27 protein-coding genes and 1 pseudogene are annotated in these 23,568 nt (G+C 72.5%); 13 read left to right on the top strand and 15 right to left on the bottom strand.

Annotation, left to right across the window (positions count from 1 at the left end):
- The first annotated feature begins 204 nt into the window (after positions 1–204).
- From FQY64_RS11020 to FQY64_RS14795, 3 genes are all read left to right on the top strand, one after another.
- Positions 205–522 carry a CD225/dispanin family protein gene (locus FQY64_RS11020; RefSeq protein WP_146474320.1) on the top strand — a complete coding sequence of 106 codons (318 nt, stop codon included), beginning with the start codon at positions 205–207 and terminating at the stop codon, positions 520–522.
- Positions 523–526: 4 nt separating this feature from the next.
- Positions 527–937 (top strand): DUF2752 domain-containing protein, encoded by a 411-nt coding sequence (locus FQY64_RS11025; RefSeq protein ID WP_146474321.1) that lies wholly within the window; start codon positions 527–529, stop codon positions 935–937.
- 170 nt (positions 938–1,107) lie between these two features.
- Positions 1,108–1,251, top strand: a complete 144-nt coding sequence (locus FQY64_RS14795; protein WP_186760944.1) for a hypothetical protein — start codon at positions 1,108–1,110, stop codon at positions 1,249–1,251.
- A 462-nt stretch (positions 1,252–1,713) separates the two neighbouring features.
- Here FQY64_RS14795 and FQY64_RS11030 read toward each other — a convergent pair whose 3' ends face one another.
- The 7 genes from FQY64_RS11030 to FQY64_RS11060 form a co-directional block, all read right to left on the bottom strand.
- Complete coding sequence (locus tag FQY64_RS11030; protein ID WP_146474322.1) at positions 1,714–2,619, bottom strand: cobalamin biosynthesis protein; 906 nt, start codon at positions 2,617–2,619, stop codon at positions 1,714–1,716.
- 49 nt (positions 2,620–2,668) lie between these two features.
- Entirely contained in the window at positions 2,669–3,601 is a 933-nt protein-coding gene (nudC, locus tag FQY64_RS11035; RefSeq protein WP_146474323.1) for an NAD(+) diphosphatase, read from the bottom strand.
- Positions 3,598–3,978, bottom strand: a complete 381-nt coding sequence (gene erpA / locus FQY64_RS11040) for an iron-sulfur cluster insertion protein ErpA (protein ID WP_146474324.1) — start codon at positions 3,976–3,978, stop codon at positions 3,598–3,600. The genes nudC and erpA overlap by 4 nt, the downstream gene beginning before the upstream one ends.
- Positions 3,979–4,030: 52 nt before the next feature.
- Positions 4,031–6,400 (bottom strand): putative bifunctional diguanylate cyclase/phosphodiesterase, encoded by a 2,370-nt coding sequence (locus tag FQY64_RS11045; RefSeq protein ID WP_146474325.1) that lies wholly within the window; start codon positions 6,398–6,400, stop codon positions 4,031–4,033.
- Positions 6,401–6,511: 111 nt separating this feature from the next.
- Positions 6,512–6,835 (bottom strand): hypothetical protein, encoded by a 324-nt coding sequence (locus FQY64_RS11050; protein WP_146474326.1) that lies wholly within the window; start codon positions 6,833–6,835, stop codon positions 6,512–6,514.
- 44 nt (positions 6,836–6,879) lie between these two features.
- Positions 6,880–7,191 (bottom strand): hypothetical protein, encoded by a 312-nt coding sequence (locus FQY64_RS11055; protein ID WP_146474327.1) that lies wholly within the window; start codon positions 7,189–7,191, stop codon positions 6,880–6,882.
- 213 nt (positions 7,192–7,404) lie between these two features.
- Positions 7,405–7,614: a cold-shock protein gene (locus FQY64_RS11060; protein WP_146474328.1), complete on the bottom strand. Its 210-nt coding sequence runs from the start codon at positions 7,612–7,614 to the stop codon at positions 7,405–7,407.
- Between the two features lie 611 nt (positions 7,615–8,225).
- Between FQY64_RS11060 and FQY64_RS11065 the strand changes: the two genes are divergently transcribed.
- Positions 8,226–8,843, top strand: a complete 618-nt coding sequence (locus FQY64_RS11065; protein ID WP_146474329.1) for an NADPH-dependent FMN reductase — start codon at positions 8,226–8,228, stop codon at positions 8,841–8,843.
- 6 nt (positions 8,844–8,849) lie between these two features.
- Here the strand turns inward: FQY64_RS11065 and FQY64_RS11070 are convergent, their stop codons facing one another.
- Positions 8,850–9,413, bottom strand: coding sequence for a cysteine hydrolase family protein (locus FQY64_RS11070; RefSeq protein WP_146474330.1), 564 nt, complete (start codon positions 9,411–9,413; stop codon positions 8,850–8,852).
- A gap of 85 nt (positions 9,414–9,498) precedes the next feature.
- On the opposite strand from FQY64_RS11070, the gene FQY64_RS11075 reads away from it, so the two are divergent.
- Entirely contained in the window at positions 9,499–9,945 is a 447-nt protein-coding gene (locus FQY64_RS11075) for an Lrp/AsnC family transcriptional regulator (RefSeq protein ID WP_186760945.1), read from the top strand.
- Positions 9,946–9,949: 4 nt separating this feature from the next.
- Here FQY64_RS11075 and FQY64_RS11080 read toward each other — a convergent pair whose 3' ends face one another.
- Entirely contained in the window at positions 9,950–11,212 is a 1,263-nt protein-coding gene (locus tag FQY64_RS11080; RefSeq protein WP_146474332.1) for a cytochrome P450, read from the bottom strand.
- A 197-nt stretch (positions 11,213–11,409) separates the two neighbouring features.
- On the opposite strand from FQY64_RS11080, the gene FQY64_RS11085 reads away from it, so the two are divergent.
- From FQY64_RS11085 to FQY64_RS11095, 3 genes are read left to right on the top strand one after another with little or no spacing between them, the layout of a single operon-like run.
- Positions 11,410–12,660 carry a sensor histidine kinase gene (locus FQY64_RS11085; RefSeq protein WP_186760947.1) on the top strand — a complete coding sequence of 417 codons (1,251 nt, stop codon included), beginning with the start codon at positions 11,410–11,412 and terminating at the stop codon, positions 12,658–12,660.
- Positions 12,653–13,435, top strand: a complete 783-nt coding sequence (locus tag FQY64_RS11090; RefSeq protein WP_146474333.1) for a LytR/AlgR family response regulator transcription factor — start codon at positions 12,653–12,655, stop codon at positions 13,433–13,435. The genes FQY64_RS11085 and FQY64_RS11090 overlap by 8 nt, the downstream gene beginning before the upstream one ends.
- Positions 13,436–13,452: 17 nt before the next feature.
- Complete coding sequence (locus tag FQY64_RS11095; RefSeq protein WP_146474334.1) at positions 13,453–13,836, top strand: hypothetical protein; 384 nt, start codon at positions 13,453–13,455, stop codon at positions 13,834–13,836.
- A gap of 13 nt (positions 13,837–13,849) precedes the next feature.
- On the opposite strand, the gene FQY64_RS11100 is transcribed toward FQY64_RS11095, so the two are convergent.
- Positions 13,850–14,158 (bottom strand): hypothetical protein, encoded by a 309-nt coding sequence (locus tag FQY64_RS11100; RefSeq protein WP_146474335.1) that lies wholly within the window; start codon positions 14,156–14,158, stop codon positions 13,850–13,852.
- A gap of 52 nt (positions 14,159–14,210) precedes the next feature.
- A complete protein-coding gene (locus FQY64_RS11105) occupies positions 14,211–14,882 on the bottom strand; it encodes an SDR family oxidoreductase (protein WP_146474336.1) in 672 nt (223 codons plus the stop codon).
- Between the two features lie 176 nt (positions 14,883–15,058).
- On the opposite strand from FQY64_RS11105, the gene FQY64_RS11110 reads away from it, so the two are divergent.
- Positions 15,059–15,451, top strand: coding sequence for a hypothetical protein (locus FQY64_RS11110; RefSeq protein ID WP_146474337.1), 393 nt, complete (start codon positions 15,059–15,061; stop codon positions 15,449–15,451).
- A gap of 53 nt (positions 15,452–15,504) precedes the next feature.
- On the opposite strand, the gene FQY64_RS11115 is transcribed toward FQY64_RS11110, so the two are convergent.
- Positions 15,505–16,470 (bottom strand): LysR family transcriptional regulator, encoded by a 966-nt coding sequence (locus FQY64_RS11115; protein ID WP_146474338.1) that lies wholly within the window; start codon positions 16,468–16,470, stop codon positions 15,505–15,507.
- A gap of 96 nt (positions 16,471–16,566) precedes the next feature.
- Between FQY64_RS11115 and wrbA the strand changes: the two genes are divergently transcribed.
- Both wrbA and FQY64_RS11125 read left to right on the top strand, forming a co-directional pair.
- A complete protein-coding gene (gene wrbA, locus FQY64_RS11120; RefSeq protein WP_146474339.1) occupies positions 16,567–17,193 on the top strand; it encodes an NAD(P)H:quinone oxidoreductase in 627 nt (208 codons plus the stop codon).
- A 17-nt stretch (positions 17,194–17,210) separates the two neighbouring features.
- Entirely contained in the window at positions 17,211–18,374 is a 1,164-nt protein-coding gene (locus FQY64_RS11125; protein ID WP_186760949.1) for an MFS transporter, read from the top strand.
- A gap of 40 nt (positions 18,375–18,414) precedes the next feature.
- Here FQY64_RS11125 and FQY64_RS11130 read toward each other — a convergent pair whose 3' ends face one another.
- On the bottom strand, positions 18,415–20,433 hold the full coding sequence (locus tag FQY64_RS11130; RefSeq protein WP_146474341.1) for a peptide-N4-asparagine amidase: 2,019 nt from the start codon (positions 20,431–20,433) through the stop codon (positions 18,415–18,417).
- Positions 20,434–20,776: 343 nt separating this feature from the next.
- On the opposite strand from FQY64_RS11130, the gene FQY64_RS11135 reads away from it, so the two are divergent.
- Positions 20,777–21,265 carry an SgcJ/EcaC family oxidoreductase gene (locus FQY64_RS11135; RefSeq protein WP_186760951.1) on the top strand — a complete coding sequence of 163 codons (489 nt, stop codon included), beginning with the start codon at positions 20,777–20,779 and terminating at the stop codon, positions 21,263–21,265.
- Between the two features lie 21 nt (positions 21,266–21,286).
- Positions 21,287–21,496, top strand: a pseudogene (locus FQY64_RS11140) (propionyl-CoA--succinate CoA transferase); the annotation flags it as partial.
- A 69-nt stretch (positions 21,497–21,565) separates the two neighbouring features.
- On the opposite strand, the gene FQY64_RS11145 reads toward FQY64_RS11140, so the two are convergent.
- Both FQY64_RS11145 and FQY64_RS11150 read right to left on the bottom strand, forming a co-directional pair.
- Positions 21,566–22,750 (bottom strand): S1 family peptidase, encoded by a 1,185-nt coding sequence (locus tag FQY64_RS11145; protein WP_186760953.1) that lies wholly within the window; start codon positions 22,748–22,750, stop codon positions 21,566–21,568.
- Between the two features lie 286 nt (positions 22,751–23,036).
- Positions 23,037–23,462: a helix-turn-helix domain-containing protein gene (locus FQY64_RS11150; RefSeq protein ID WP_146474345.1), complete on the bottom strand. Its 426-nt coding sequence runs from the start codon at positions 23,460–23,462 to the stop codon at positions 23,037–23,039.
- Positions 23,463–23,568: the final 106 nt, after the last annotated feature.

Here is a 23,568-nt window from a genome sequence, read left to right on the forward strand (position 1 = left end):
TCTCGACCCTTCGCGGTCAGGCGCGCATTCTTGTGCATGGTTGTTCCCCTCGCGGATGGGAGCTGGGTGTTTGGCGACATCAGCTTCGCCCTCCGGTCAGAGGGGAACAACCTCTTGAAACATCACACCTAGCGCACGCGGCGGCGTCTGCTAGCATCGGCTCGCGCCACGCCGGCGTGTGAACCAACAAGAAAGGGGAGCCTCATGAATACGCCGGTTTCGGCCCAGTCGATTCCGAACCATCTGGCCTGGGCGATCGTCTCCACGATCCTGGCCACCTGCTTCTGCTGCCCGGTGGGCCTGCTGGGCATCGTGGCGATCGTCTACGCCACGCAGGTCAATTCCAAGCTCAACGCCGGCGACATCGAGGGCGCGCGCCGCGCCTCCGAGAACGCCAAGATCTGGTGCTGGGTGGCCACTGCGCTGGCGATCGTCGGCGTGCTGTGGAGCGCCTGGTGGTTCACCACCGGCGGCATGGCGGCCTTCATGGAACAGATGCAGATGATGCAGAACATGCAGTAAGGCCGTGACGCTGCGCCCTCTGCCTCTGCTGGGTTTCGGCGCGGCCGCCGCGGCGGCCGCGTCGGGGGTGTGGCTGCTGCGCAGCTACGATCCCAACGTCGAGGGCAATCCGTTCCTGCCCTGTCTGTTCAACCTGCTGACCGGGCTGTACTGCCCGGGCTGCGGCAGTACGCGGTCGATGCACGCGCTGGTGCATGGGGACATCGTGCGCGCGCTCGACATGAACCCGCTGTTCGTGTTCGCGCTGGTGGCGGTGCCGCTGCTGGTCGCGTGGTCGCGCGGCTGGCGGCCGAAGGCGCTGGCGCCGGCGATGCGCGTGATCGGCGCGCCGGCGTTCTGGCTGGTGCTGGTGCCGGCGTTCGCCGTCGCCCGCAACCTGCCGTGGGCGCCGTTCGTCTGGCTGGCGCCGGGCTGATTCGTAGTCGGGCTGAGCCGAAGGGCGAAGCCCAACATTCTCGCGGCACGGCGCGGGCTGGCGAGGCGGTGTTGGGCTTCGCTGCGCTCAGCCCAACCTACCGGCTGAGCGGGACGACCGTTCGCGGGCGGAGCGCCGCCCGCTTCGCAAGGAGGTGTCGGATGGGTGGGATGAGCGTAGGAGTCTGGGCGCTGGTGCTGCTGCTGGTCGCCGGCGCGGTGGCGGTCAGCGTTGGCCTGATCGTCTTTGCGATGGTGCGTCTACGGCGCGGGGCGCAGGCGCGCAAGGCGCCATTGTCGAAGGATTCGGCGTAGCGCACGCGGGAGCGGCGGGTCGAGACCCGCCCTACGCGCGGGATCCGTAGGTTGGGCTGAGCCGAAGGCGAAGCCCAACGTTCCACACGGCACGCGGGCTGGCGATGCGGTGTTGGGCTTCGCTGCGCTCAGCCCAACCTACGGACTTTGCGATGGTGCGTTTACGGCGCGGGGCGCAGGCGCGCAAGGCGCCATCGCGGAAGGATTCGGCGTAGCGCATGCGGGAGCGGCGGGTCGAGACCCGCCCTACGCGCGGGATCCGTGGGTTGGGCTGAGCCGAAGGCGAAGCCCAACGTTCCACACGGCACGCGGGCTGGCGATGCGGTGTTGGGCTTCGCTGCGCTCTGCCCGACCTACGGGAGCGGCTTCCGTCGCGATGCGGTACCGGCGCTGCGGGTCGGGACCCGCCCTACGCGCCTCGCGGCGCCCGGTCGCGGCTGAAGCCGCTCCTGCACGAGCGCGTCAGGCGACGAAGCCGGCGATGACGAACAGGGCCAGCACCGCCAGCCACGCCAGCAGCGCGCGCCAGGCGAGGCTCATGGCGTCGCGCAGTTCCGGCAGCTCGCCGAGCACGGCCAGCGCGTTCGGGCTGCCTTCGGTCTCGCCGTAGTCGGCCACTTCCTCGGCCAGATCGCTTTTCACGCAGGCGCGGGCGACCGCCTCGAGGAAGCGCGCATCGACGTCGAACGAGGCGCCGCCGTTACCACGCCAAGCCTCGAGCACCGCATCGAAATCGCTCACCAGCGCCAGCGACAGCGTCATCAGTTGCGCGACCGGCCACTCCAGCGCCTTCAGCAGCGCGCGCGCGCCGGCCAAGGTGGCCGGCGGCAGCAGGCGGCTGCCCGGGCCGTCGACGGCCAGCACGGTCAGGCGGTACAGCAGCGCGCCGAACGGCCCCAGCACCATGAACCAGAACAGCACGCCGAACCAGCGGCGCAGCGCGTTGCGGAACACCGACTCGACCAGCCGCGCCGGCTCCAGCGACGGCGGCTCGTCCTCCGCATACAGCGCGGCGGCGGCCGAACGCCGGCTGGCGGCGTCGGGCGCGTGCACGATGGCGTCGACGTCCAGATCCAGATCGCGCGGGCCCCAGCAGTACACCAGCACCACCGTGCCGAACAACAGCGCGGGGATGCCGAGCATCGGTTCGTCGAGCGCGAGCTGGAACACCAGCACCAGCAGCAGCGGCGGCAGCAGCGCCAGCAGCAGGCCCCAGCGGCCGTGCCAGGCGCTGCCCTCGTGGAAGCGGGCGTTGAAGCCGCGCAGCCAGCTTTCGAACCAGCCGAAATGGCGCACCGCGTTCACCATCGAAGGCGCCAGGTGCCCCAGCACCAGCGCGACGACGGTGGCGATCAGCGTGATGGCCATTCCTGCCCTCCCGGCGGCCGTATCTGCGAGGTCCGGCGATTCTAGCCTGTCAGCCGTGGCCGCCTTCGAGCGCGCCCAGCCAACGGCCGATCAGCCAGCGCGCGATCGAGATCCGCGCCGACAGCAGCGGGCCGCCGTCGTCCGCCGCGCCGGGTGCGTCGCGCTCCCAGGCGGCGCGGATCTCGTCGGCGGTGAACCAGCGCGCGGCTTCGAGTTCGTCGCCCGCGCGCGGTTCGTCGGGTTCGGCCTCGGCGAGGAAACCGACCATCAGCGCGCCGGGAAACGGCCACGGCTGCGAGGCCTGGTAGCGGCAGCGGCGCACGCGCACGCCGGTTTCCTCGCGCACTTCGCGCACCACGGTCTGTTCCAGGCTCTCGCCCGGTTCGACGAAACCGGCCAGCACCGACCAGCGCCGCGGCGGCCACGTCGACTGCCGCCCGAGCAGCAGACGGGCGCCGTCGCTGACGGCGGCGATCACCGCCGGATCGGTGCGCGGATAGTGCTCGGCGCCGCAACCGGTGCAGCGACCGACCCAGCCGGCGCGCGCCACCTGCAGCCGCGCGCCGCAGGCGCCGCAATGGCGATGCCGCTGGCGCCAGCTCTGCATCGCGCGCGCCTGCGCGAACACGCCCGCGTCCAGCGCCGGCCAGCGCGCGGCGGCGGTGCGCAGATCGACCGTGGCCGGCGCGCCGAGCGCGGCCAGTTCGGCCTCGAGCGCGAACCAGGCGCCGCCATTGCCATCCAGGCCCAGGAAGGTGGCCGCACCCGCCCCGCCCGGCCCCTGGCTCAGCTCGGCGCCGCGCGGCAGGAACGGCGTGCCGTCGGCCTGCGCCAGCGCGTCGCCGCGCGCGTCGAGCAGCAGCACGCGCGCCTGCGCCCACAGGCGGGCGAGCGCATCGGGGTCGTCGCGCAGGGCGTCGGCGCGGTCGAGCGCGGCCGCGCAGGGGTCGGCTTCGACGAAGGCGAACGGCGCGGCGCTCACACCGTGAACGAGGAGCCGCAGCCGCAGGTGGTCTTGGCGTTCGGGTTGCGGATCACGAACTGCGCGCCGTGCAGGCTCTCGGCGTAGTCCACTTCCGCGCCCATCAGGTACTGCAGGCTGAGCGGATCGACCAGCAGGGTGACGCCTTCGGTGGTCACCGCGAGGTCGTCCCCGTTCTGCTGTTCGTCGAACTCGAAGCCGTACTGGAAGCCGGAGCAGCCGCCGCCCTGGATGTACACGCGCAGCTTGAGCGCGTCGTTGCCTTCCTCGGCGATCAGCTCGCGCACCTTGTGCGCGGCGGCGGCGGTGAAGCGCAGCGGCGCCTCGATCGACTGGTAGTCCGGCGCGGCCGGGATTTCGGTGATGGCGGAGCTCATGGGCTCAGGATGGGGCGCGCGCGGGCCGCATTCAAGCGGCCGCGGCGCGCGTTCAGGCGGGCGCGCGCTCGGCGCGCGCGGCGCCGCTGCGGTCCTCGTGCTGCGCCAGCCACGGCGCCAGCGCCTCGGCCGGCATCGGCTGACCGACACCGTAGCCCTGCAGCGCGGTGCAGCCCATCGCCGCCAGCGCCACCGCCTGGTCCTCGCGCTCGACGTATTCGGCCACCGTGGCCAGGCCCAGTTCGCGCGCCAGCTCGACGATCGCGCGGCAGATGCGGCCGCCGTCGCCGTGCACGTCGCGCACGAAGCTGCCGTCGATCTTGATCGCCTCCGGATGGATCGCCGCCAGCCGGCCGAGCGAGGAGGCGCCGACGCCGAAGTCGTCGATGATCAGGTGGATGCCGAACGCGCGCAGGCGACCGAGCGCGTCCTCGAGCTGCTCGTGGCTGACGCTGAGGTCGGTCTCGGTCAGTTCCACCGCCACCGCGTCGGCCGGCACCGCGCTGCGCCGCACGCTGGCGAACAGGCGGTCGAGAAACCCCGGATCGGCCAGGCTGCGCGCGGAGACGTTGACGTGCAGGCGCAGGGCCGGGTGCAGCGCGCGCAGCGGCGCGAACGCCTCCAGCGCGTCGGCGATCACCGCCAGGTCGACCTCGGCGATCAGCCCGGCGCGCTCGGCGGCGGGGATGAAGCGCGCCGGCGACACCCAGCCCCAGCCGGGCTCGTGCCAGCGCGCGAGCGCCTCCACCGCCTGGATGCGGCCGTCGGCCGCGGTGGCGATCGGCTGGAACCAGGCCTTGAGCCGGCCGTGCTCGAGCGCCACCCGCAGCGCGTTGACGACCTCGGTGCGTTCGCGCTGCTCGGCGCGCAGGCTGGGCGAATAGCGGCGGAAGCCGCCGCGGCCGACGCGCTTGGCCTCGTACATCGCCACGTCGGCGCGGGTGAGCAGCTCGGAGACGGCGGGCGCTTCCTCGCCGCCGGCGTAGGCGGTGCCGATGCTGGCGGTGACCACCAGCGGCGCCTCGGGCGCATGGCGGACGAAGCGCAGTTGCCGCGCCAGCCGTTCCGCCAGCGCGTCCACCGCCTCGCGCTCGGCGCCGGCGATCACCGCGGCGAACTCGTCGCCGCCCAGGCGGTAGGCGCGCGCGCTTTCCGGCAGCAGCGCGACCAGCTTCTCGGCGACTTCCTTCAGCAGCGCATCGCCGACCGGGTGGCCGAGGGTGTCGTTGATCGCCTTGAAGCCGTCCAGGTCCAGCAGCAGCAGCGCGACCTGGGTGCGCGGCATGTCCAGCAGATCGTCCAGATCGAGCATCAGCCGCGCGCGGTTGCCCAGGCCGGTGAGCGAGTCGCTCATCGCCGCCGCCTGCCAGCCGGCGCGCAGCGCATCCAGATGTTCGGCGAGCGCGGCCACGTCGTGCGCCAGCTTCTGCAGTTCGGCGAAGCCGGCGCGGCCGTCGGCGATGCGGCGCAACTGGCTTTCCACCACCACCGGACCGCCGACCCGGGTGGCGCGCACCCAGTGCGAGACGCGCTGGATGCGGCGCACCACCAGAGCCTCCAGCAGCACCAGCACGATCAGCGGCGGCAGCAGCACCGCCACCCCCAGCAGCAGCAGGGCCACCCGCGAAACCAGCTTGCGCTGCGGCCCGAGCAGACGCTGCAGCCGGACCTGCGCCTGCATCGCCACGTGCCCGTCCCAGTCGCGCACCGGCTGGCGCATGTCGATCGCGTCCTCGCCGAAGGCCATCGCCAGGACCGGGCGTTCCGGCACCGGCCCGAGCTCGAACGGGAACTGGGTCAGCCGCATCAGCTCGGCGCGGCGCCGCGCGTCCAGCTCGGCCACCCACAGCATCGCGCCGACCGCCGGCTCGTTGCCCTCCTGCGGCATCACCGGCGTGCACACCAGCACGAACGGGCGCGCGTCGACCAGCGCGAAGCGGTACAGCGGCTCGCGCGTGTCCCGCGCCAGCTCGCACAACTGGCGCTCGCGCAGCAGCGCGGGCAGGCGGTCGAGCAGCGCGCGGTCGCCGTCGTGGCGCATGCCCACCGGCTTCAGCGTGCGGTCCACCATCACGATCAGGTTGGCGTGGAAGTTGGCCAGCACGTCCGGCGTGAGCTGCTCGTCCAGCCAGCCCGGATTGCGTCCGGCGACGAATTCGACGGTCTCGTCCCAGCGGCTGTAGTCCAGCGCGGTGCGGCCGAACGACTCGCCGACACCGGCGAGGATCGTCTGCATGCGTTCGGCCTCGACCTCGGCGCGCGCGACCTCGAACGCCTGGAAGCTGCGGTCGATCAGCCGCTGCGCGAACGGCAGCAGCAGCAGCCCGGCGATGATGGTCGTGCCCGCGACCGCGGCCACGATCTGGAAGCGGATCGAGCGCAGGCGCTTGTCGGGGCGCGAAGCGGCGGCGGCTCGGGGCATGATCACGCGGCGGACGGGGTTGCCCCTGCTGGAGTTCTCCTGCCCGTTAGCGGCCGCGCGCGGCCGGACTTGACCCCGGCGGCCCGGCCGGATCGGGCCGGGATGAGCGGTTCAGGCATGCAGGGTGGCCAGCGCCCAGGCGTCGGCGGCCGGCCAGGCGCGCAGTTCGGTGAGGATCAGTTCCAGTTCGCTTTGCAGCCAGGCGCGCACCGCCGGATCGTCCGCGCGCTGCAGCAGCGGCACGCATTCGGCGCGGAACACGGCAAGGAAGTCGTTCAGATCCGGATGCGCCTGCACCAGCGCCGGCAGCCGCGCGCGCAGCGTCTCGAGGGCGGCGGCGGCGGCTTCCACGGTGCGCAGCGGCGTGGCGTCGGCCATGGCGGCGGCGGGCGGTTCCGGGCAGTCGAGCATCGCACCGGGCGCGGCACGACGCACTCCGGGATTTCCCTCAGCCGCAGGCATCCGGCGCGGCGGACGCGTCATGCGTCGGTCGGCGCCGGCAGCGCGCAGCGGCGGCGGCCGCAGGCGCTGCGGCGGCGCGGACGCCGGCGCAGCATGCGCGCGAGCGCGGGGTCGGCATCGCAGCGGATCTGCTCCAGCTCGTAGTAGGCGAACGACCACAGCTCGTCGTCGGCCGCCACCGAGCGCAGGATCGGCCCCCACAGCCGCACCAGCGCCTGCTGGACCTCCTGCGGGGAGGCGTGGCGCCGGCGCAGTTCCGGCAGATAGGCGCGCAGGCCGGCAAGCTGGATGACGAGCTGTTCGTAGCCGGGGCGTGCTTCGAGGTCCACGACCGGGAATTCCTTGTGCGGGATCGGTGCGGGGAAAGCCTACGGATGCCACGCGCCGGTGGACGCTTCATCAGAGTGAACAGGGCAACGCGTTCACACAGGCGGCCGCCCCGCCGCGGCCGCGCGAGCCGCGGCGCGGCGAGCCTCCGGGCGCCGCAACGAAAAAGCCCGGCTTGCGCCGGGCTTTTCGCTTCCGAACGGAAGTTCAGCGGTTCAGACCGCTTCGACCTGATCGGCCTGCAGGCCCTTCTGGCCGCGCGCGACCACGAACGTGACCTTCTGGCCTTCCTTCAGGGTCTTGAAGCCCGAGCCCTGGATGGAACGGAAGTGCACGAACACGTCGTCGCCCGACTCGCGGCTGATGAAGCCGAAGCCCTTGGCATCGTTGAACCACTTGACGGTACCGGTTTCACGGTTGGACATGGATTGCTCCTTGGATGATGGATGCGCCGCCCGAAAGGCGGCCGGTGACGCTGGTTGCAAGGAGCAAGCGAGGGGAACGATGGAGCGATCGGAATCGGCGGCATCGGGCCACGGTTCACAGTGACCCTTGGCGAACTCAGCACGTGCACGGTAACCCGAAACCGGCCGCAGCACAAACGCGACCGCGGCCGGCGTTCAGACTGGGGGGCGGGGTGGGAATCGGGAATCGGGAATCGGGAATCGGGAATCGGGAATCGGGAATCGGGAATCGGGAATCGGGAATCGGGAATCGGGGAGCGGGGAACTGGGAACTGGGAACTGGGAACTGGGAACTGGGAACTGGGAACTGGGGACTGGGGACTGGGGACTGGGGACTGGGATGTTGGGCTTCGCTGCGCTCAGCCCAACCTACGAAGCGGTCACGGTTTTGCGACGCGCGATCGGATCGGCGTTGCGGGGCTTGGCCCGCCGTCGCGCGTTGGCCACCGGCTCGGCGAAACGCCGCGGTCCGGCTCGGCGGTCGCGGCGATGCGCGGCCGTCGCGCGCCGGTCACGGCGCTCCGACGCGCGCGCCGCTGGAATGGGCTTCTCTCCTTCGACGGAGGCCACCAGTGGCGTCCTACCGCATCGCCGTGGTCGTCGGCAGCCTGCGCCGCGACTCGTTCAACCGGCAACTGGCGCGCGCGCTGCAGTCGCTTGCGCCGCAGGCGTTCGAGCTGCAGACGGTGGAGATCGGCGACCTGCCGCTCTACAACCAGGACGACGACGCCGCACCGGCCGCGCCGGTGGTGCGCCTGAAGCGCGAGATCGCCGGCAGCGACGGCGTCATCTTCGTCACGCCCGAGTACAACCGCTCGATCCCCGGCGTGCTGAAGAACGCGATCGACCATGCGTCGCGTCCGTACGGCCAGAGCGCGTGGGCGGGCAAGCCGGCGGGAATCCTCGGGGTGTCGATCGGCGCCATCGGCACCGCCTGCGCCCAGCAGCATCTGCGCTGCATGCTCTCCTACCTGGAGATGCCGGTGCTCGGGCAGCCGGAGGTCTACCTGCAGTACAAGGAGGGCCTGCTCACCACGGACGGGCGCATCGGCGAGGCCAGCCGCGATTTCCTGCAGACCTGGATGGACCGCTACGTCGACTGGGTGAAACAGCATGCGCCGCGCCGCGAGGAGGGCTTCGCGCCGCACGCCGGGGGCGAGACCGAGGCCCCGCGCCCGCGGCCGAGCTGAGCGGCCTCAGGCGGCGAGCGCCGCCAGCACCGCGTCGGTGTCGACGACCTCGGCGAATTCGGCACGCAGCGTCGCCAGATGCGCGCGGTGGATCGCGTCGGCGTCGATCGTGCCGCCGTTGCCGTCCGGCAGCTCGAAGCAGGCGCAGGCGTCGCCGACCACGGTGACGCGATAGCCGAGATTGGCCGCCACCCGCGCGGTGGTCGATACGCACATGTCGGTGCTGATGCCGAACAGCACGACGTGGCGCACGCCGAGACGGCGCAGCCGCAGGTCCAGATCGGTGCCGATGAAGGCGGCGTTGACGGATTTGCTCACCAGCGGCTCGCCCTCGCGCGGTTCGAAGCCGGGCCGCAGCGCGTTGCCCGGATGGGTCGGTTCGAACACCGAACCGGGCTGCACCGAGTCGTGACGGACGTGGATCAGCGGGCGGCCGCTGGCGCGCCATCCTTGCAGCAGGCGCAGGCCGTTGGCGTCGAGCGCGGGGTTGTTGCGGCGCGGCCAGGCCGGCAGGTCGAAGCCCTGCTGCAGGTCGATCGGGATCAGGGCGGCCGGTTCGTCGAAGCGCATGGCGCGACTCTCGTGCGGAAGGGACGTCAGCGTCCGTGTTCTGCCGCGCCGGTCGCAACCCGGCAGAATGCCGGTTCCGCCCGTCATGCCGGCCGCCATGAAGACGCCCGACGAGATCGACCGCCGCCTGATCGCCCTGCTGCAGGACGACGCGCGCCGGCCCGTGGTGGCCCTCGCGCAGGCGGTCGGCCTGTCGCGCAGCGCGGTGCAGGAACGTCTGCAGCGGCTGGAGGCGCACGGCGTGATCGCGCAGTACACGGTGCGGCTGGGCCACGGGATCGCCCCGCTGCAGGCGTGGCTGTGCCTGCGCTATGCCGAAGGCTTCAGTTGCGACGACGTGATGCCGGCGCTGCAGGCGATGCCGGAAGTGCGCGAATGCCACAGCCTGGCCGGCGACATCGACCTGCTGGTGCGGGTGGCGACCGCAACGCCGGCGCAGCTCGCCGACGCGCGCGAGCGGATCGCCGCGCTCAAGGGCGTGGACGACGTCACCACGCTGCCGGTGCTGCGCACGCTGCTGGACCGCGGTTAGCGGCTCAACGGCGGCCGCGCACGCGGGCGATGACGAAGCGGCTCACCGGCAGGCTCGGCAGGCGGTCGAACGGATAGGTCAGATCCTGCGCCGGCACGTCGTAGTCGATGCGGGTGGCGAGCGCGTCCACCGCGCTCATCAGCAGCGCGATGCCGGGGTTCTCGCCCGGGCAGCGGTGGCCGTGGGCGTAGTCGCCGGCGCCCTGCGGGATCAGGTCGAACGCGCCCGGCGTGCGGCGTCGGAAACGGTCGGGATCGAAGCGGTGCGGTTCGTGCCACAGCCGCTCGTCGTGGTCGGTGGCGTAGAGGTCGAGCATCACCCACTCGCCCGGCTCGAAGCGCCGGCCGCGCCATTCGAACGGCACCCGCACGCGTCCGCCCACCGCCGGGAAGAACGGGTAGAAGCGGCGTACCTCCTGCACCACGTGCAGCAGCAGGCGCGGCTCGCGCGCGCGCAGGCGCGGCCGCAGCAGCGGGTACTGGTGCAGCGCCAGCGCGGCGAAAGTGACCCAGCGCGCCAACGCGACGGTGGGACGCAGCAGGTTGATCAGCTCCACCGCGGCGACGCGCTCGTCGAGCGGGCGGCCGTCGGGCTCGCGGTGATGGGCGATGCGCGAGGCCGGGCTGTCGTCCTCGCCGCGCGCGCGCAGGCGGGCGATCTCGTCGCGGATCCAGCGCTCGACGCGGTAGCGGGCGAGCATCCCGCGCGCGAAGCGGGCGCCGATCGCGCCGGCGCCGTCGATCATCGCCGAGAAGTCGCGGCTGCGCGCGTCCGCCTCGGCCTCGGCGAGCGCGACGCCGGCCCAGCGGCAGGCGGCACGGCAGAGGATCGCCTCGATCTCGTCGTGCAGCACCAGCGCGCGCTCGTGCGTCCAGCGCGCGAGGCGGCGTTCCCACTCGTCGCGGAATTCGAGTACCAGCCGCGTGGCCGCGGTCACGTCGAGCAGGCGCATGAACATCGCCTTGCGGTGCCGGTGGGCGGCACCGTCCAGCCGCTGCACGCTGCCGAAATCCTGCAGCAGGGTCAGCGTGGAGGGCGGGATGGCGCCGCGCCGGGTGAAGCGGTCGGGCGCGTAGAACATCGCGGCGGCCTCGGCGCCGTGCACGTAGAGCACGCGCCGCAGGCCCAAGCGGGCTTCGAACGCGTCGGTGCCCAGGCGGCGGAAGCGGTTGAGGCCGAACAGGTAGCCCTCGCGCAGAAAGGCGAGCGTGCTGTCGGGCTCGGGCGCACGGGGGAGCGCCTCGCACGCACTGGGCGCGTAGCTCATGCGGCCTCCGTCACTGGATGCGGCGGCCGATTCTTCCGATGCGCGCGTGACGGCGATGCCATCGCCCCACCCCGGCCGCCGGTCCCGGTCGCCCGCAAGGCCGTTTCGTCGGCGCAGGACCGGTTCCGTCGCAGCCCCCCTTTCCGCCGCGCGCCCCCCGCCTATGCTGCGCTCACCTTCGCAGCGGCCATCCGACCGTGTTCAAGAGCCTCCTGTTCGTCCTGCGCATCGCCCTCGCCTGGCTGCTGGCCATCCTGCTGCTGTCGGGGCTGTGGTCGGAACTGCCGCTGATCGGCCGCTGGGACTGGCCGATCGCGATGTTCGGCATGCTGACGATGGCGCTGGTGGTGGCCGGTGCGTTCTCGCACCTGGGCCGGGTGCGGCTGATCGCCGGCCGCATCGACCGCTCCACGCTCGGCAACCGCCAGCGGCGGCAGATCGAGATCCCGTTCGAGGCCGGCGAAGCGTTCGACCTGCTCGATGCGGCGATCCGCGAGCTGCCGCGCATCCAGCACGTGGAGAGCGCGCGCGACAGCCTGCAGATCCGCGCCAAGGTCGCGCGCCCGGACACCTACGGCGAACGGCCGCTGGGCCGCTTCAACCCGGTGCTGTGGTTCGGCATCGCGCGCAATCAGATCCTGGCGACGGTGACGCCGCGCGCCGACGATGCCGGCAGCGTCACTCTGATCTGCGAGCCGGAGGCCGGCACCTGGACCGACTGGTTCCTGGTGGACGACGGCACCAACTACGAGAACGCCGAGGCGATCAGCCGCGCGGTCGCGCGCCGGGTGGCCGAGCGGCGGCGCCGCGAACAGGCCGCGGCCGCCCAGACCGCGACCGAGAAGGAGCTCACCGTCGCGCGCCTGAGCCTGCTGCACGCGCAGGTCGAGCCGCACTTCCTCTACAACACCCTAGCCAGTGCCCAGTTGCTCACCCGCAGCGATCCGGCGCGCGCCGACGAGATGCTCGGCCACCTCATCCAGTACCTGCGCCATTCGCTGCCGCGCACCGAGGACGAGCTGTCCACGCTCGGCACCGAGCTGGAGCGCGCGCTGGCTTACCTCGAGATCCTCAAGATCCGCATGGGTCCGCGTCTGAACGTGCAGGTGGACGTGCCCGAGGCGCTGCGCGCCACCCCGCTGCCGCCGATGATGCTGCAGACGCTGGTGGAGAACGCGATCAAGCACGGACTGGAACCGCGCACGGCCGGCGGCACGATCTGGATCCGCGCGCGCCGCCAGGAAGGCCAGGTGACCGTCACCGTGGCCGACGACGGCGAAGGGCTCGGCGGCAAGAGCAACGGCACCGGCATCGGCCTTGCGAACGTGCGCGAACGCCTGCGCCTGCGCTACGGCAACGACGCCTCGCTCGCGGTGGTCGCCAACTTCCCCAGCGGCGTGGCCGCCACCCTCACCCTGCCGGCGCGGACGGAGGCGATCCATGACTGAGGCCGCGCCCACCTGCGTCGTCGCCGAGGACGAGGCGCTGCTGCGCGCCGACCTGGTGGCGAAGCTGCGGCACGCCTGGCCGGCGTTGCGCATCGTCGCCGAATGCGAGGACGGCGCCAGCGCGCTGGAGGCGATCGCCGCCCACCGCCCCGACGTCGCCTTCCTCGACATCCGCATGCCGGGCCTCACCGGCCTGGAAGTGGCCGCCGCGGCGACGGCGGAAAGCCCGCACACGCAGGTCGTGTTCGTCACCGCCTACGACCAGTACGCGATCGACGCGTTCGAACGCGGGGCGATCGACTATCTGCTCAAGCCGATCGCGCCGCAGCGCCTGGAGGCGACCGTGCAGCGTCTGCAGTCGCGCGCCGGCGGCGGCGATCAGGCGACCGCGATCGCCGCGCTGCTCGCCCGCGTCGGCACCGCCCTGCCGCGCGCGGAGTCGGCGCCGCCGCCGCTGACCTGGCTGACCGCCAGCGCCGGCCGCGAGATGCGGCTGATCCTGGTCGACGAGGTCGCCTACTTCCGCGCCGACAACAAGTACACGACCGTGGTCACCGCCGACGGCGAAGCGCTGCTGCGCACGCCGATCAAGGATCTGCTGGGGATGCTCGACGGCAACCTGTTCAAGCAGATCCACCGCTCCACGATCGTCAACCTGAAGGCGATCGCCGGCATCGCCCGCGACGACGCCGGCCGCGGCGTCGTGCGGCTGAAGAACCGTCCCGAAACGCTCATCGTCAGCGCCCCGTTCATGGCGCTGTTCCGCCACATGTGATCCTGCGAGGCTCCGCCATGGACAAGCTGCTTGCCCTGTTCGCGTTCGTGCTGTCGCTGTACGGCTGCGACACCGCCACCAGTACCGTCGTCCAGCGCGAACGCGAGGACGGCGCCGACCGCCTGTACAGCCGCACCGTGGTCGAGGCCGGCGTGGCGCGCTTCGAGTGCCGCGCCAGCGCGAGCGGGCAGTGCCATTACGCGCTGTACGCCGGGCGCTGCGCGGACGCGCGCGATGCCTCGGCGTGCGACACGCGCACGGCGGCGCGCTTCGCGCTTGCGGTCGGCGAGAGCCGGCAGCTCACCGGCGTGCGGACGTTCCGTCTGTGCGTGGGCACCGGGCGCGGGACCGCGGCCGAGTGCGCGAGCGTCGGCGCGTCGCTTCGCCCGGGCCGCGGCTGACGCGCGCGACGCCCTACAGCGTCTCGACCGGCCACGCGCGCAGCATGATCGCCTCCTGCGCGAAGCGCCGCTCCAGCGCGCCGCGGTACTCGTTCCACCAGCGCCGGTCGAACGCCGGCGCGACCACCTCGAACAGCACGACCTCGTCGCGCCGGCGGTCGCCGTCGGCGTCCTCCCAGTCGCCGACCGCCGGCGTGCGCACGTAGGCGGTGACGCCGCCGAAATGCTCGGTGAGTTCCGAACGCACCTCGTCGAAGCGCGCCCGGCCGAAGGCGCGTCCGTCGTTGTCGTACACCGGCAGGTAGAACTGGATCAGATACACCCGCGCCTCCGTCGCGCCGGAATGACCGGCCGGGCGTGAAACCGGCGCGAAGCTACCAGGGCAGCGGCGTGCCGTTGGCGTGCCAGAACGTACCGGTATCGGCCAGCGTGAGCGTGTCCATGCGCTCGACGAGTTGCGCCGCGGCCCGCTCGGGCGCGATCTCGCCGCGACGATCGACCATGTCGGTCGATACGAAGCCCGGATGCAGCAGGAACACCGCGATGCCGCGCGGCCTGAGGTCGAGCGCCAGCGAACGGCCGATCGCGTTCACCGCGGCCTTCGAGGCGCGATAGCCGTAGTAGCCGCCGGAGCCGTTGTCGGCCATCGACCCCATGCGGCTGGTGACGATGCCGATCCTGGCGTTGTCGGCGAGGCGGTCGGCCAGCGCCTGCGCCACCCGCAGCGGGCCGAGCGCGTTCACCTCGAACTGCTCGCGCATCGCCTCGAAGCCGGCGGCGTCGATCTGCCCGAAGCGGTCGGCGCGCAGCACGCCGGCGTTGAGCAGCAGCACGTCGATCCGCGTGTCGGCCAGCCGTTCGGCCAGGCGCGCCAGCGCGGCGTCGTCGCGCACGTCCACGCCGCTTTCGACCTGCGCGCCGGTGCGTTCGAGCGCCTCGCTGGCGTGGCGGCAGACCGCGATCACGCGCTCGCCGCGGTTGCGGTAGTGCTGCGCCAGCGCCAGGCCGATGCCGCGGTTGGCGCCGGTGATGAGGACGGTCGACATGGGGGTCTCCTGTTCGGGGGAATCCCACGAATGGCGGCGGCAGGCGACGCGATCAAGGCGGCGCTCACGAGCGCGAACCGCGGCTGAGCGGGGCCGCGCGGGCCCGCGCGACGCGGCGCGGCCGTCACGGCGGCGTTGCTAGCGTCGGGCCGACATCACGACCGATGGAGGTTGTCATGCCACGCATCGCACGCTTGCGCTCCCTGCGCCTGGCCGCCGCGCTGGCGCTGGTCCTGTCGGCCGGCAGCGCATGGGCGGCGCCCTCCAACAAGTGGCGCATCGAAGTCGACAGCGACGCGCGAAGCAGCGGCGAGATCGTGTTCGAGCTGACGCCCGTCAGCGGCATGCCGGTCGAGATCGTGGTCGCGATCCCGGCGCCCACCGACGAGAACGCCGTCGCCGGCCTCATCCGCGATGCGCTGGTCGCCCATCTGGGTTCGGCCTACCGCGTCGAGCTCGACGACGGCGAACATGTGCTGGTGAAGAAGCAGGACGGCGCGGCCGACTTCGAGCTGCGGCTGGTCCGCCAGACCGTGGGCGGCGCGCAGATCGCATTGGATCCGGAGTGACGGCGGCGCGCCGGTTCCGCGCGCCCGGCGGCGCGCCCCGACCCACCCGAGCCTCAACGCGTCCGGCCGACGCGCTGCCCCCGCGGGCGGCGCGCCGGCTTCGCGGCTGATCCGGCCCGCCTGCGCGCGCGCGTCAGCGCATCGACGAAACACCGCCCCGCGGGGCCGGGCGGGGCGTCGATGCGATGCGCGAGGTAGGTGCCGAAGCGGCTCTCGGCGCGGGGGCCCAGCGCTCTGGCGTCGAGACGGACCAGCCGGCGCTCCTTCAGATCGCGTTCCACCAGCCACGCCGGCAGCCGTCCCCAGCCGAGGCCGGCCAGGATCAGCGCGTGCTTGGCGTCCTGCGTGGCGACGCGGCAGATCTGCGGCGACAGCACGCCGAACGTGCGCCCTTCCGACAGGGGCGTGGGGTCGGTGAGCACGATCTGCAGATGGCGGGCCAGCGCCTCGATGCCGACGCGGCCTCCGTTCGAGCGGGCGAGCGGATGCGTGCGCGCCACGACCGCGACGGTGCTTTCGTTCCACAGCGGCTCCTGCACCACGCGCGGATCGCGGAAGTCCTCGCCGGCCTGAATGGCGAGCGAGGCGCGCTTCTCGAGCAGCGCGCTGAGCGGGCCGCCGAGCGGTTCGACCGACACGCGCAAGGCCACGTGCGGGAACGCCTCGCGCACCTGCATCAGCGCCAGGCCGACGATCGCCAGCGGGAACATCGTGTCCACCGCGATCGACAGTTCCGCCTCGACGCCGGCGCCGAGCCCGCGCGCGTGCGCTCGCAGCGCGTCGACGCGCAGCAGCACCTCGCGCGCGGTGCCGAGCAGGGCCTGCCCTTCGGCGGTGAGCGCCGGGCGGCGACCGGAGCGGTCGAACAGCGTCACCCCGAGCGCGCTTTCGAGCCCAGCCACCGCGTGGCTCACGGCCGATTGCGCGCGCCGCAGCCGTGCGGCGGCGGCACGGAAGCCGCCGGCGTCGACGATGGCGACGAAGGTGCGGAGCTGGTCGAGCGTGAGCGCGTCGAGCATTGATCGATCCTTGCGATCGTACCGATCGGAATTTTATCGCTTCCGCAGATCGCGCGCCGGGCGCATCCTGCCGCCATCGACGCTGCGGAGAACGCCATGACCCGGATCCTCGTCCTGTACTACTCCTCGTACGGCCACGTCGCGCGGATGGCGCAGGCGGTCGCCGCCGGCGTCCGCGAAGCCGGCGCGAGCGCGGTGCTGAAGCGGGTGGCGGAACTGGTGCCGCCCGAGGTCGCGCAGCGCGCGGGCTATGCGCGCGACGACGTCCCGCTGGCGCGCGTGGACGAGCTGCCGGAGTACGACGGCATCGTGATCGGCACGCCGACGCGGTTCGGCACGATGGCCGCGCAGATGAAGAACTTCCTCGATCAGGCCGGCGGCCTGTGGATGCGCGACGCGCTGGTCGGCCGCGTCGGCAGCGTGTTCACCTCCACCGGCAGCCAGCACGGCGGCCAGGAGGCGACGCTGCTGTCCACGCAGATCGTGCTGCAGCATCTGGGCATGGTCGTGGTCGGCCTGCCGTACGCGTTCAAGGGCCAGTTGCGCATGGACGAGATCACCGGCGGCACGCCGTACGGCGCGTCGACCCTCGCCCAGAACGAGGACGACGGCGACCGTCTTCCGAGCGAGAACGAGCTGGCCGGTGCGCGCTACCAGGGCCGCTACGTGGCGCAGATCGCCGAGGCGCTCGCCGGCGCGCGGGCGCGGCAGCGGGCTGCGTGATGCGCGGCGCGCGCGCAATGGTCGCGACCGTGGTCTTCGCGGGCGCGGTGGTGGCGTTCCAGATCGGCAAGGTCGCGGTCGCGGCGATGCCCCTGCGGGACGCGTTCGGCCTCGGCACGGCGGCGCTCGGCGCGCTCGGTGCGGCGATCGCCCTGCTGGGCGTGATCGCCAGCGTGCCGGCGGGTGCGGCGGTCGCGGCGCTCGGCGCGCGCCGCGTGCTGCTCGCCGGCCTCGCCAGCACGCTCGCCGGGGCCGCCGGTGCGGCGCTCGCCGGATCGTTCGCGGCGCTGATGACGGCGCGGGCGATCGAGGGGCTCGGTTTCCTGTGCGTGGTGGTGGCCGGCGGCGCGGCGATCGACCGCTCGGCGTCCGGCCGCGCACGCGGCATCGCCTATGCCTGCTGGAGCTGCGCGACGCCGCTCGGCATCGCCGCGGCGATGGTCGCCGGCCCGCATTTCGCGACCTGGCACGGGCTGGCGTCGTTCGCGGCCCTGTTGGCGGCGGTCGCGTTGGCGCTGGTGGCCGTCGTGGTGCCGCGCGATCCGCGCGCGCACCGGCGGTTCGATGCGCGCGCGGCGGTGCGCGGCGGCCGCGACGTGTTCGGCGAAGCCGGCCCGCGCGCCGCCGGGCTGATGTTCGCGCTGTACAGCCTGATGTTCTTCGCGCTTTTCGGCTTCCTGCCGTTCCTGCTGGGGCACCGCCTGCAGCTCGATGCCCTCGCCGCCGGCAGCATGAGCGGCGCGGCGGCGGCGGCGAACGCGATCGGCAATCTGGCGGCCGGCGCCCTGCTCGCCCGCGTGCGGCCCGCCGCGCTGGTGGCCACCGCCGGCGCGGTGATGGCGCTGTGCGCGTGCGGCATCTTCCTGCCGGCGTTCGGCGCGTGGACCACGTTCGCGCTGTGCGTGGCGTTCTCCGCGGTCGGCGGGCTGTTGCCGGCCACCCTGCTGGCCTCGGCGCCGCTGGTGTCCTCGGCGCCGGCGCGCGTGCCGCTGACGCTGGGCCTGCTGCTGCAGGGCAGCAACACCGGTCAGGCGCTCGGGCCGGTGGTCGTCGGCGTGCTGATCCAGCACGCGGGCTGGCCCGCCGCCGGCGCCGTGGTGGTCGGCGCCGGCGTTCTGCTGGTCGTCGGTGCGGGCGCGCTGGATCGCGCACTGCGCGCGCAGAGGTGCGCGACGGCCTGAGCGCGGACGGGCGCGCGGCGCCCCGTCCTTGCGCTGCGGCTCACGGCCGCGGCGCCCAGCCCATGCTCTGCGGCGCGCCGTCGGGATAGGAGAACCAGCGCAGCGCGTTCCGGCCGTCGGGGCAGCCGGTGCCGCGGGTGCGGCTGGTCAGTGCGCGGTTCTCGGTGGTGAGCGCGGCGCTGTAGCAACCGCCGAGCGAATCGGTGAACCGGTACGTTCGCGCGCTCGACACCTCCCCCTCGGCGCTGTCCTGGGCGTCGAGGTCGAGGTACGCGGCGTCGAACACGTCGGACAGCGCCGTGCGGTAGCGCGCCATGCCCGGCCGCAGGTACGAAGCCCGGATGCCTCGCGCCTGGTGGACGCCCAGCTCGATGAGGTTCGGAACCGGGTAGCCCAGGCCATCGTTGGTACGGAAGGAGCCCTTGGCGCGATAGTCGAGCACCAGCGGATAACTGCGATATTCGCGGTCGTCGAGAACCACCTCTCCACCGCGCGTGCTCTGGCTGACGCGATCGACCGTATTCGACAACCGGACCTTCTGGCTGAAGTCCTGGTCGTAGTCGTCCAGTCCAGTCGGGTCCGGACCGACGATGCGCATGCCGTTGGCATGGTCGAAGAGGCTGCGCTGCCAGACACGGTGGTTCACCCGGCCACGCGAGGTGTTGACGAACCCCTCGATGACATAGGTGCGCTCCAGCCGCGTGGCGATGGTGCCCTGCAGCGTTTCGGTCGCGGCATCCCATGTCAGGTCATCGGTGACCGACGGGGTCGGCGCCTGTGTAGCCAGCGTGTTGCGCGTCAATGCGCCGGTGACCTGGGTGGCACCGCGATCCAGGAAGAGCATGAGGACGCCGCTCAGCCGCTGGAAGAGGGGCTCGTCCCGGGTGTCGCCGACGAGCCGTAACTCCACCCGATGCGACAGGCCATCGCTGAGCAGTTCCGCGAACGGGCTGATGTCCACGCGGTACGGCACCATCTGGAGCGCCTGCACGGCCGGCGCCGGGTCGTCCACCGTCGCGCTGCTCACGTGGAAGTTGCTCGGCAGCCAGGGGAACATCGGGGCCAAGCCCGCGCGCTGGCCATCGACGTACACCTCGACCTCGCGATAGCTGCCGCCGCTGCAACCGAGCGAAGTGATCACCTCGCCGCGGGCGTTGCCGATCCCCAGCGGGCTCCACAGCGCCGGATAGGCCTCCGCGCGATCGGTCGGCACGCATGCGAACCAGAAGCGGTTGCCGTACACGCCCCGCGCGAGCACGTCGACATACGCGCGTTCGATATTGCGGGGGAACGCTTCGCCGGGTCTCGGTGCGGCGGAGGCGACGCCGATCAGGCGCACCTCATCCGGGACGCGCGGTGCCGGCGTGGCGGAGGTGGGCGGGTAGAACAGCAACTTGGCGCTGCGCACGTAGATCGGTGTCGGATCAAGGCCGTCCGTCCACCGGTCGTTATCGCGCACCTGCAGCATCACGCCAGTCTGTACGCGCGTGAGCAGCGACGCGTAGTCGGTGATCTCGCGCTCGACCCGCCAGACAGGAAGCTGCGCATGTTCCTGCGGCGAGGCGAAGAAGATCGGCAGGCCCGCGGACCCCGACCACTCGCCCCCGCCCTCGGCGGCGAGGTCGAGCGCGATCTCGAAGTGCGAGGTGATGAAGTGCGTCTCGCGCGGGCCGGACAGTTCCACCGCCAGCGTCACTTTCGACCACGGCCGGGGGCAGCCTGCGGGCGGCACGTAGAAGAACGGCACGACGTCACTTCCCTCGGTCTGGAACTGCCGGTTGCGGGCGATCTCGACCACGCACGGCGTGCCGGCCGCGCGCGGTACGCGCGGCTCGACATGAAACGGATCGGCGCCCGCCCAGTGGAACGACGCCGGGCCGATCGAGGGCGCGGCGGTCGAGGCGCCCGTCGGTTCGACGGCCCCGAGCGTCGTGGACGTGGTGAAGGGCGCTGCGACGGGTCCATCGCGATGCGCGGCGCTCCAAGCGAACGCAACCAGAGCGATGCCGGACAGGCCCGCTGCCGCGAGCCTACGCCGGAGTAACGACGCGGAAGACATGGTGTGATCCTCACGAGCGGCCGGACGCCATCCGGCCGCGGCGGCTGATGTTCCGCCGGCTCCATCCGGAGCAGCGGGCCGGCATTGAGTCGAGCAGGACGGGCGGAGCCGGAGGCGACGCTACGCGGCATCGACGCGTCGCGCGGGCGCTCGGATGTTCGGCATCGGTGCCGCGCGTGATATGCGCCCGCTGCCGTTGACGCCGTGTCGATGAGCCACCGCGCCGGGGCGCGCTTTTCCGACGCGCGGTGCGCGCAGGCGCCCGTCACGGTGCGAGGGTAGCGCCGCCGACGCCGCGCCCCTGCAGACGCGGTCCGATCCGACCGATCCTATGAGGTGTCCCATGCCGCTTGCCTGGACCCGTGTGCTGTTGGCCGCGCTGCTGTCGGCGGCGGTCGCTCTCGTACCCGCCGCGCGGGCGCAGCAGGAGGACCCGGTCGCGGCCAACCGCGCGCTCGCCGCCGCCTTCGAACAGGCGTGGAACGCGCACACCATGGATGCGCCGTTCCGCAAGCTGCTCACCGACGACGTGGACTGGGTGAACGTGGACGGCGGCCGCGGCCACGGCATCGAGAAGGTGGTGTCCGGCCACGTCCGCGTGCACGCCGGCAAATTCAAGGACAGCGTGATGACGATCCGCGAGGTCGAAGTCGCCCTGGTGCGGCCGGACGTCGCCGTGGTGCACGTGAACTGGGGCCTGCGCGGCGATACCGACAACGACGGCACACCGCGCCCGCCGCGCGAGGGCCTGTTCACCTGGGTGACGGTGCGCGAGGACGACGGCTGGAAGATCCGCGCCAGCCACAACTCCAACAAGACGCCGGTGCGCTGAGCCGCCGCATCCGCAGCGTCGGGTCTGGCCGACCTGCGCGGCCTGTCGCCCAAGCAACGCGCGCGCCGGATCATCGCCGCCTGCGCGCCCCCCGATTTCCGCCCGATGCCGCAGGACTACTTCGACCACGCCTGCCGCGACGGCTTCGGCCGCCACACGCCGCATCTGCTCGGCGAGGCGCTGGGCTGGCACCGCCGCTTCGTCGGGACCGGCCCGATGCGGCGGGTGTGACGCGCGGCGGCGGTTGCCGGAAAGTCGAACGCCCCGGCGGACCGGGGCGTTCGTGCGCAGGCGACGCGCTCAGCCGAGCACGAGGCTCAGCCCGTACTGGCTGAGGATCGGATTGAGCCGCTCGAAGAACGTCTGCCGTTGCGAGCTCGGCACGCTGCAGTTGTCGTTGCTGCCGGCGGGCAGGTTGCCGCCCGAGGTCACGCCCTGCGCCTGGTTGGCGCCGGTGATCCACGAACCGCCGGAATCGCCGCGGCCGGTGCAGACGTTGGTCTGCGTCAGCCCGTACACCGGGCCCACCGAATAGTTCACGGTGACGTTCTTGGCGGTGATGGTGCCGCAGCGCCAGCCGGTGGTGCGGCCGGAGCGGCACACCGAAGCGCCGATCGGCGCCTCGGTGCTTCCGCGCACCGGCACGTAGCCGCCGCTGTAGTTGTAGACCAGCCCGTACAGCGAATGGCCACTGCCGACGCTGACCCACGCGCGGTCGTTGGTCGGGAAGCGCGAGGCCTGGAAGGTGCCGACGTACTGCCCGCTGACGGTCACGCTCGCGCCGACGCCGCCGCAGTGGCCGGCGGTGACGAAGCCGCGCGTGGTGCCGCGCGTGATCGAGAAACCGATCGAGCACAGCGAGGCGTTGTTCACCACGTACTCGAATCCGCCGACGATGTTGGCCAGCGGCTGCGGCGTGCCCGCCACCGTCTCGAAGCGCACCGTGCGCGCGTCCACGCCGGTGAGGGCGACGAAGTCGATCGCGTTGGCGGTGGCATCCGGAGCGACGTTGACCACCACGCTGTTGGTGCGCGGATCCACGTACCACGAATGCACGCCCTTCAGCAGCCTCGCGCGGTCGGCGGCGACGCGCTGCAGATCGTCGAGACGGCTCTTGGCGCTCTCCAGCTCCTGCAGCGAGAAGCGGACCTGACGCATGGTCGCGCCCGGCACGGCGGCGCCGGCGCGCGTGCTGGCGACCACGTAGCGGAAGCTGCCGTCGGCGGCGCGCTCGATCCAACTGCCGGCGTAGGCCGCGCCGAGCTGGCGACGCGCGGCGGCCTCCTGCGCCAGCGCCACGCGCTCGGTGCGCAGGTACTGCGCGGCCTGATGCGGGAACAGGCCGAGGTCGCGCTGCATGGCGAACTGCAGGCGCGGATCGATTGCGTCGGACGCCGACGCGACACCGCACAGGAAGGTCGCCGAAGCCGCCAGCGCGGTGGCGAGCACGGCGCGCGTCGTGGGACGGGGGAACGAAACGGACATGCGATGGAACTCCTTGTCGGAAACGGTTGAGTGGAAGCACGAACGGTTCGACTGCATCGCCCGGCGGCCGGCAGCCCGCGGCGCGCCGGGCGGCCCGGAATCAAACGGACGGCGCGCGCGTGAAAAGTTGCGCGCTGTCACGGGATGCGAAAACCATGCGATGCGACGGCCGTGGACTGCCGCTTTCGCGCGCTCGAACGTTTCCGTGCGGCGCCGCACGCGACGGCCGTTTCACGCGCTCTCCACGCGTTTCGCTGCGCTGCACGATGGCCGCGCGCGGCGCGCGCTAGGTCGTTGCCTTCGCGCGCGTCCGGCGCCGGCGCTGGCGGCCGGCGGCGATGCCGAGGATGCGGCGGAACGTCGGGCACTCCAGGTGATCGCGCGCCGGGCAGGCGGCGGCGTGGCGCAGACCGTCGCGCAGCGCGACCAGCCGTCGGATGGTGCGGTCCAGCTCGTCGGCCCGCGCCGCCAGGCGGCGGCGCTCGATGCGCGGGCGGCCATCGGGCGCGAACGTGCGCGCGATCTCCTCGAGCGTGAAGCCGGCCGCACGTCCGACCGCGATCAGCGCGAGCCGCTCCAGCACCGAAGCGTCGTACACCCGGCGCAGGCCGTGCCGGCCGAGCGGGGCGATCAGCCCCTTCTGCTCGTAGAAGCGCAACGTCGAGGCAGACACGCCCGCGCGCCGTACCACTTCGCCGATGTCCAGTTCCACCCGCTTGACCTCAAGTGCGCTTGAGGTCGGACAGTGGCTCGCCCGGCCCGCGCGCGCAACCGGCGCGGGCCGCGCTTTTCCCCACCGACGCGAGGTCCTGCATGAA

This window comes from Vulcaniibacterium thermophilum (assembly GCF_007923255.1).
Taxonomy (GTDB): Bacteria; Pseudomonadota; Gammaproteobacteria; order Xanthomonadales; family Xanthomonadaceae; genus Lysobacter_F; species Lysobacter_F thermophilum.

What these genes read in the sequence shown, in the direction of transcription:
- FQY64_RS11020 (WP_146474320.1), top strand. Translation starts at nt 205, where the DNA reads ATGAATACGCCGGTTTCGGCCCAGTCGATTCCGAACCATCTGGCCTGG.
- FQY64_RS14795 (WP_186760944.1), top strand. Translation starts at nt 1,108, where the DNA reads ATGAGCGTAGGAGTCTGGGCGCTGGTGCTGCTGCTGGTCGCCGGCGCG.
- FQY64_RS11030 (WP_146474322.1), bottom strand. Translation starts at nt 2,619, where the DNA reads ATGGCCATCACGCTGATCGCCACCGTCGTCGCGCTGGTGCTGGGGCAC.
- erpA (WP_146474324.1), bottom strand. Translation starts at nt 3,978, where the DNA reads ATGAGCTCCGCCATCACCGAAATCCCGGCCGCGCCGGACTACCAGTCG.
- FQY64_RS11045 (WP_146474325.1), bottom strand. Translation starts at nt 6,400, where the DNA reads ATGCCCCGAGCCGCCGCCGCTTCGCGCCCCGACAAGCGCCTGCGCTCG.
- FQY64_RS11060 (WP_146474328.1), bottom strand. Translation starts at nt 7,614, where the DNA reads ATGTCCAACCGTGAAACCGGTACCGTCAAGTGGTTCAACGATGCCAAG.
- FQY64_RS11070 (WP_146474330.1), bottom strand. Translation starts at nt 9,413, where the DNA reads ATGCGCTTCGACGAACCGGCCGCCCTGATCCCGATCGACCTGCAGCAG.
- FQY64_RS11075 (WP_186760945.1), top strand. Translation starts at nt 9,499, where the DNA reads ATGCCGGCCGCCATGAAGACGCCCGACGAGATCGACCGCCGCCTGATC.
- FQY64_RS11080 (WP_146474332.1), bottom strand. Translation starts at nt 11,212, where the DNA reads ATGAGCTACGCGCCCAGTGCGTGCGAGGCGCTCCCCCGTGCGCCCGAG.
- FQY64_RS11090 (WP_146474333.1), top strand. Translation starts at nt 12,653, where the DNA reads ATGACTGAGGCCGCGCCCACCTGCGTCGTCGCCGAGGACGAGGCGCTG.
- FQY64_RS11095 (WP_146474334.1), top strand. Translation starts at nt 13,453, where the DNA reads ATGGACAAGCTGCTTGCCCTGTTCGCGTTCGTGCTGTCGCTGTACGGC.
- FQY64_RS11105 (WP_146474336.1), bottom strand. Translation starts at nt 14,882, where the DNA reads ATGTCGACCGTCCTCATCACCGGCGCCAACCGCGGCATCGGCCTGGCG.
- FQY64_RS11110 (WP_146474337.1), top strand. Translation starts at nt 15,059, where the DNA reads ATGCCACGCATCGCACGCTTGCGCTCCCTGCGCCTGGCCGCCGCGCTG.
- FQY64_RS11115 (WP_146474338.1), bottom strand. Translation starts at nt 16,470, where the DNA reads ATGCTCGACGCGCTCACGCTCGACCAGCTCCGCACCTTCGTCGCCATC.
- wrbA (WP_146474339.1), top strand. Translation starts at nt 16,567, where the DNA reads ATGACCCGGATCCTCGTCCTGTACTACTCCTCGTACGGCCACGTCGCG.
- FQY64_RS11125 (WP_186760949.1), top strand. Translation starts at nt 17,211, where the DNA reads ATGGTCGCGACCGTGGTCTTCGCGGGCGCGGTGGTGGCGTTCCAGATC.
- FQY64_RS11130 (WP_146474341.1), bottom strand. Translation starts at nt 20,433, where the DNA reads ATGTCTTCCGCGTCGTTACTCCGGCGTAGGCTCGCGGCAGCGGGCCTG.
- FQY64_RS11135 (WP_186760951.1), top strand. Translation starts at nt 20,777, where the DNA reads ATGCCGCTTGCCTGGACCCGTGTGCTGTTGGCCGCGCTGCTGTCGGCG.
- FQY64_RS11145 (WP_186760953.1), bottom strand. Translation starts at nt 22,750, where the DNA reads ATGTCCGTTTCGTTCCCCCGTCCCACGACGCGCGCCGTGCTCGCCACC.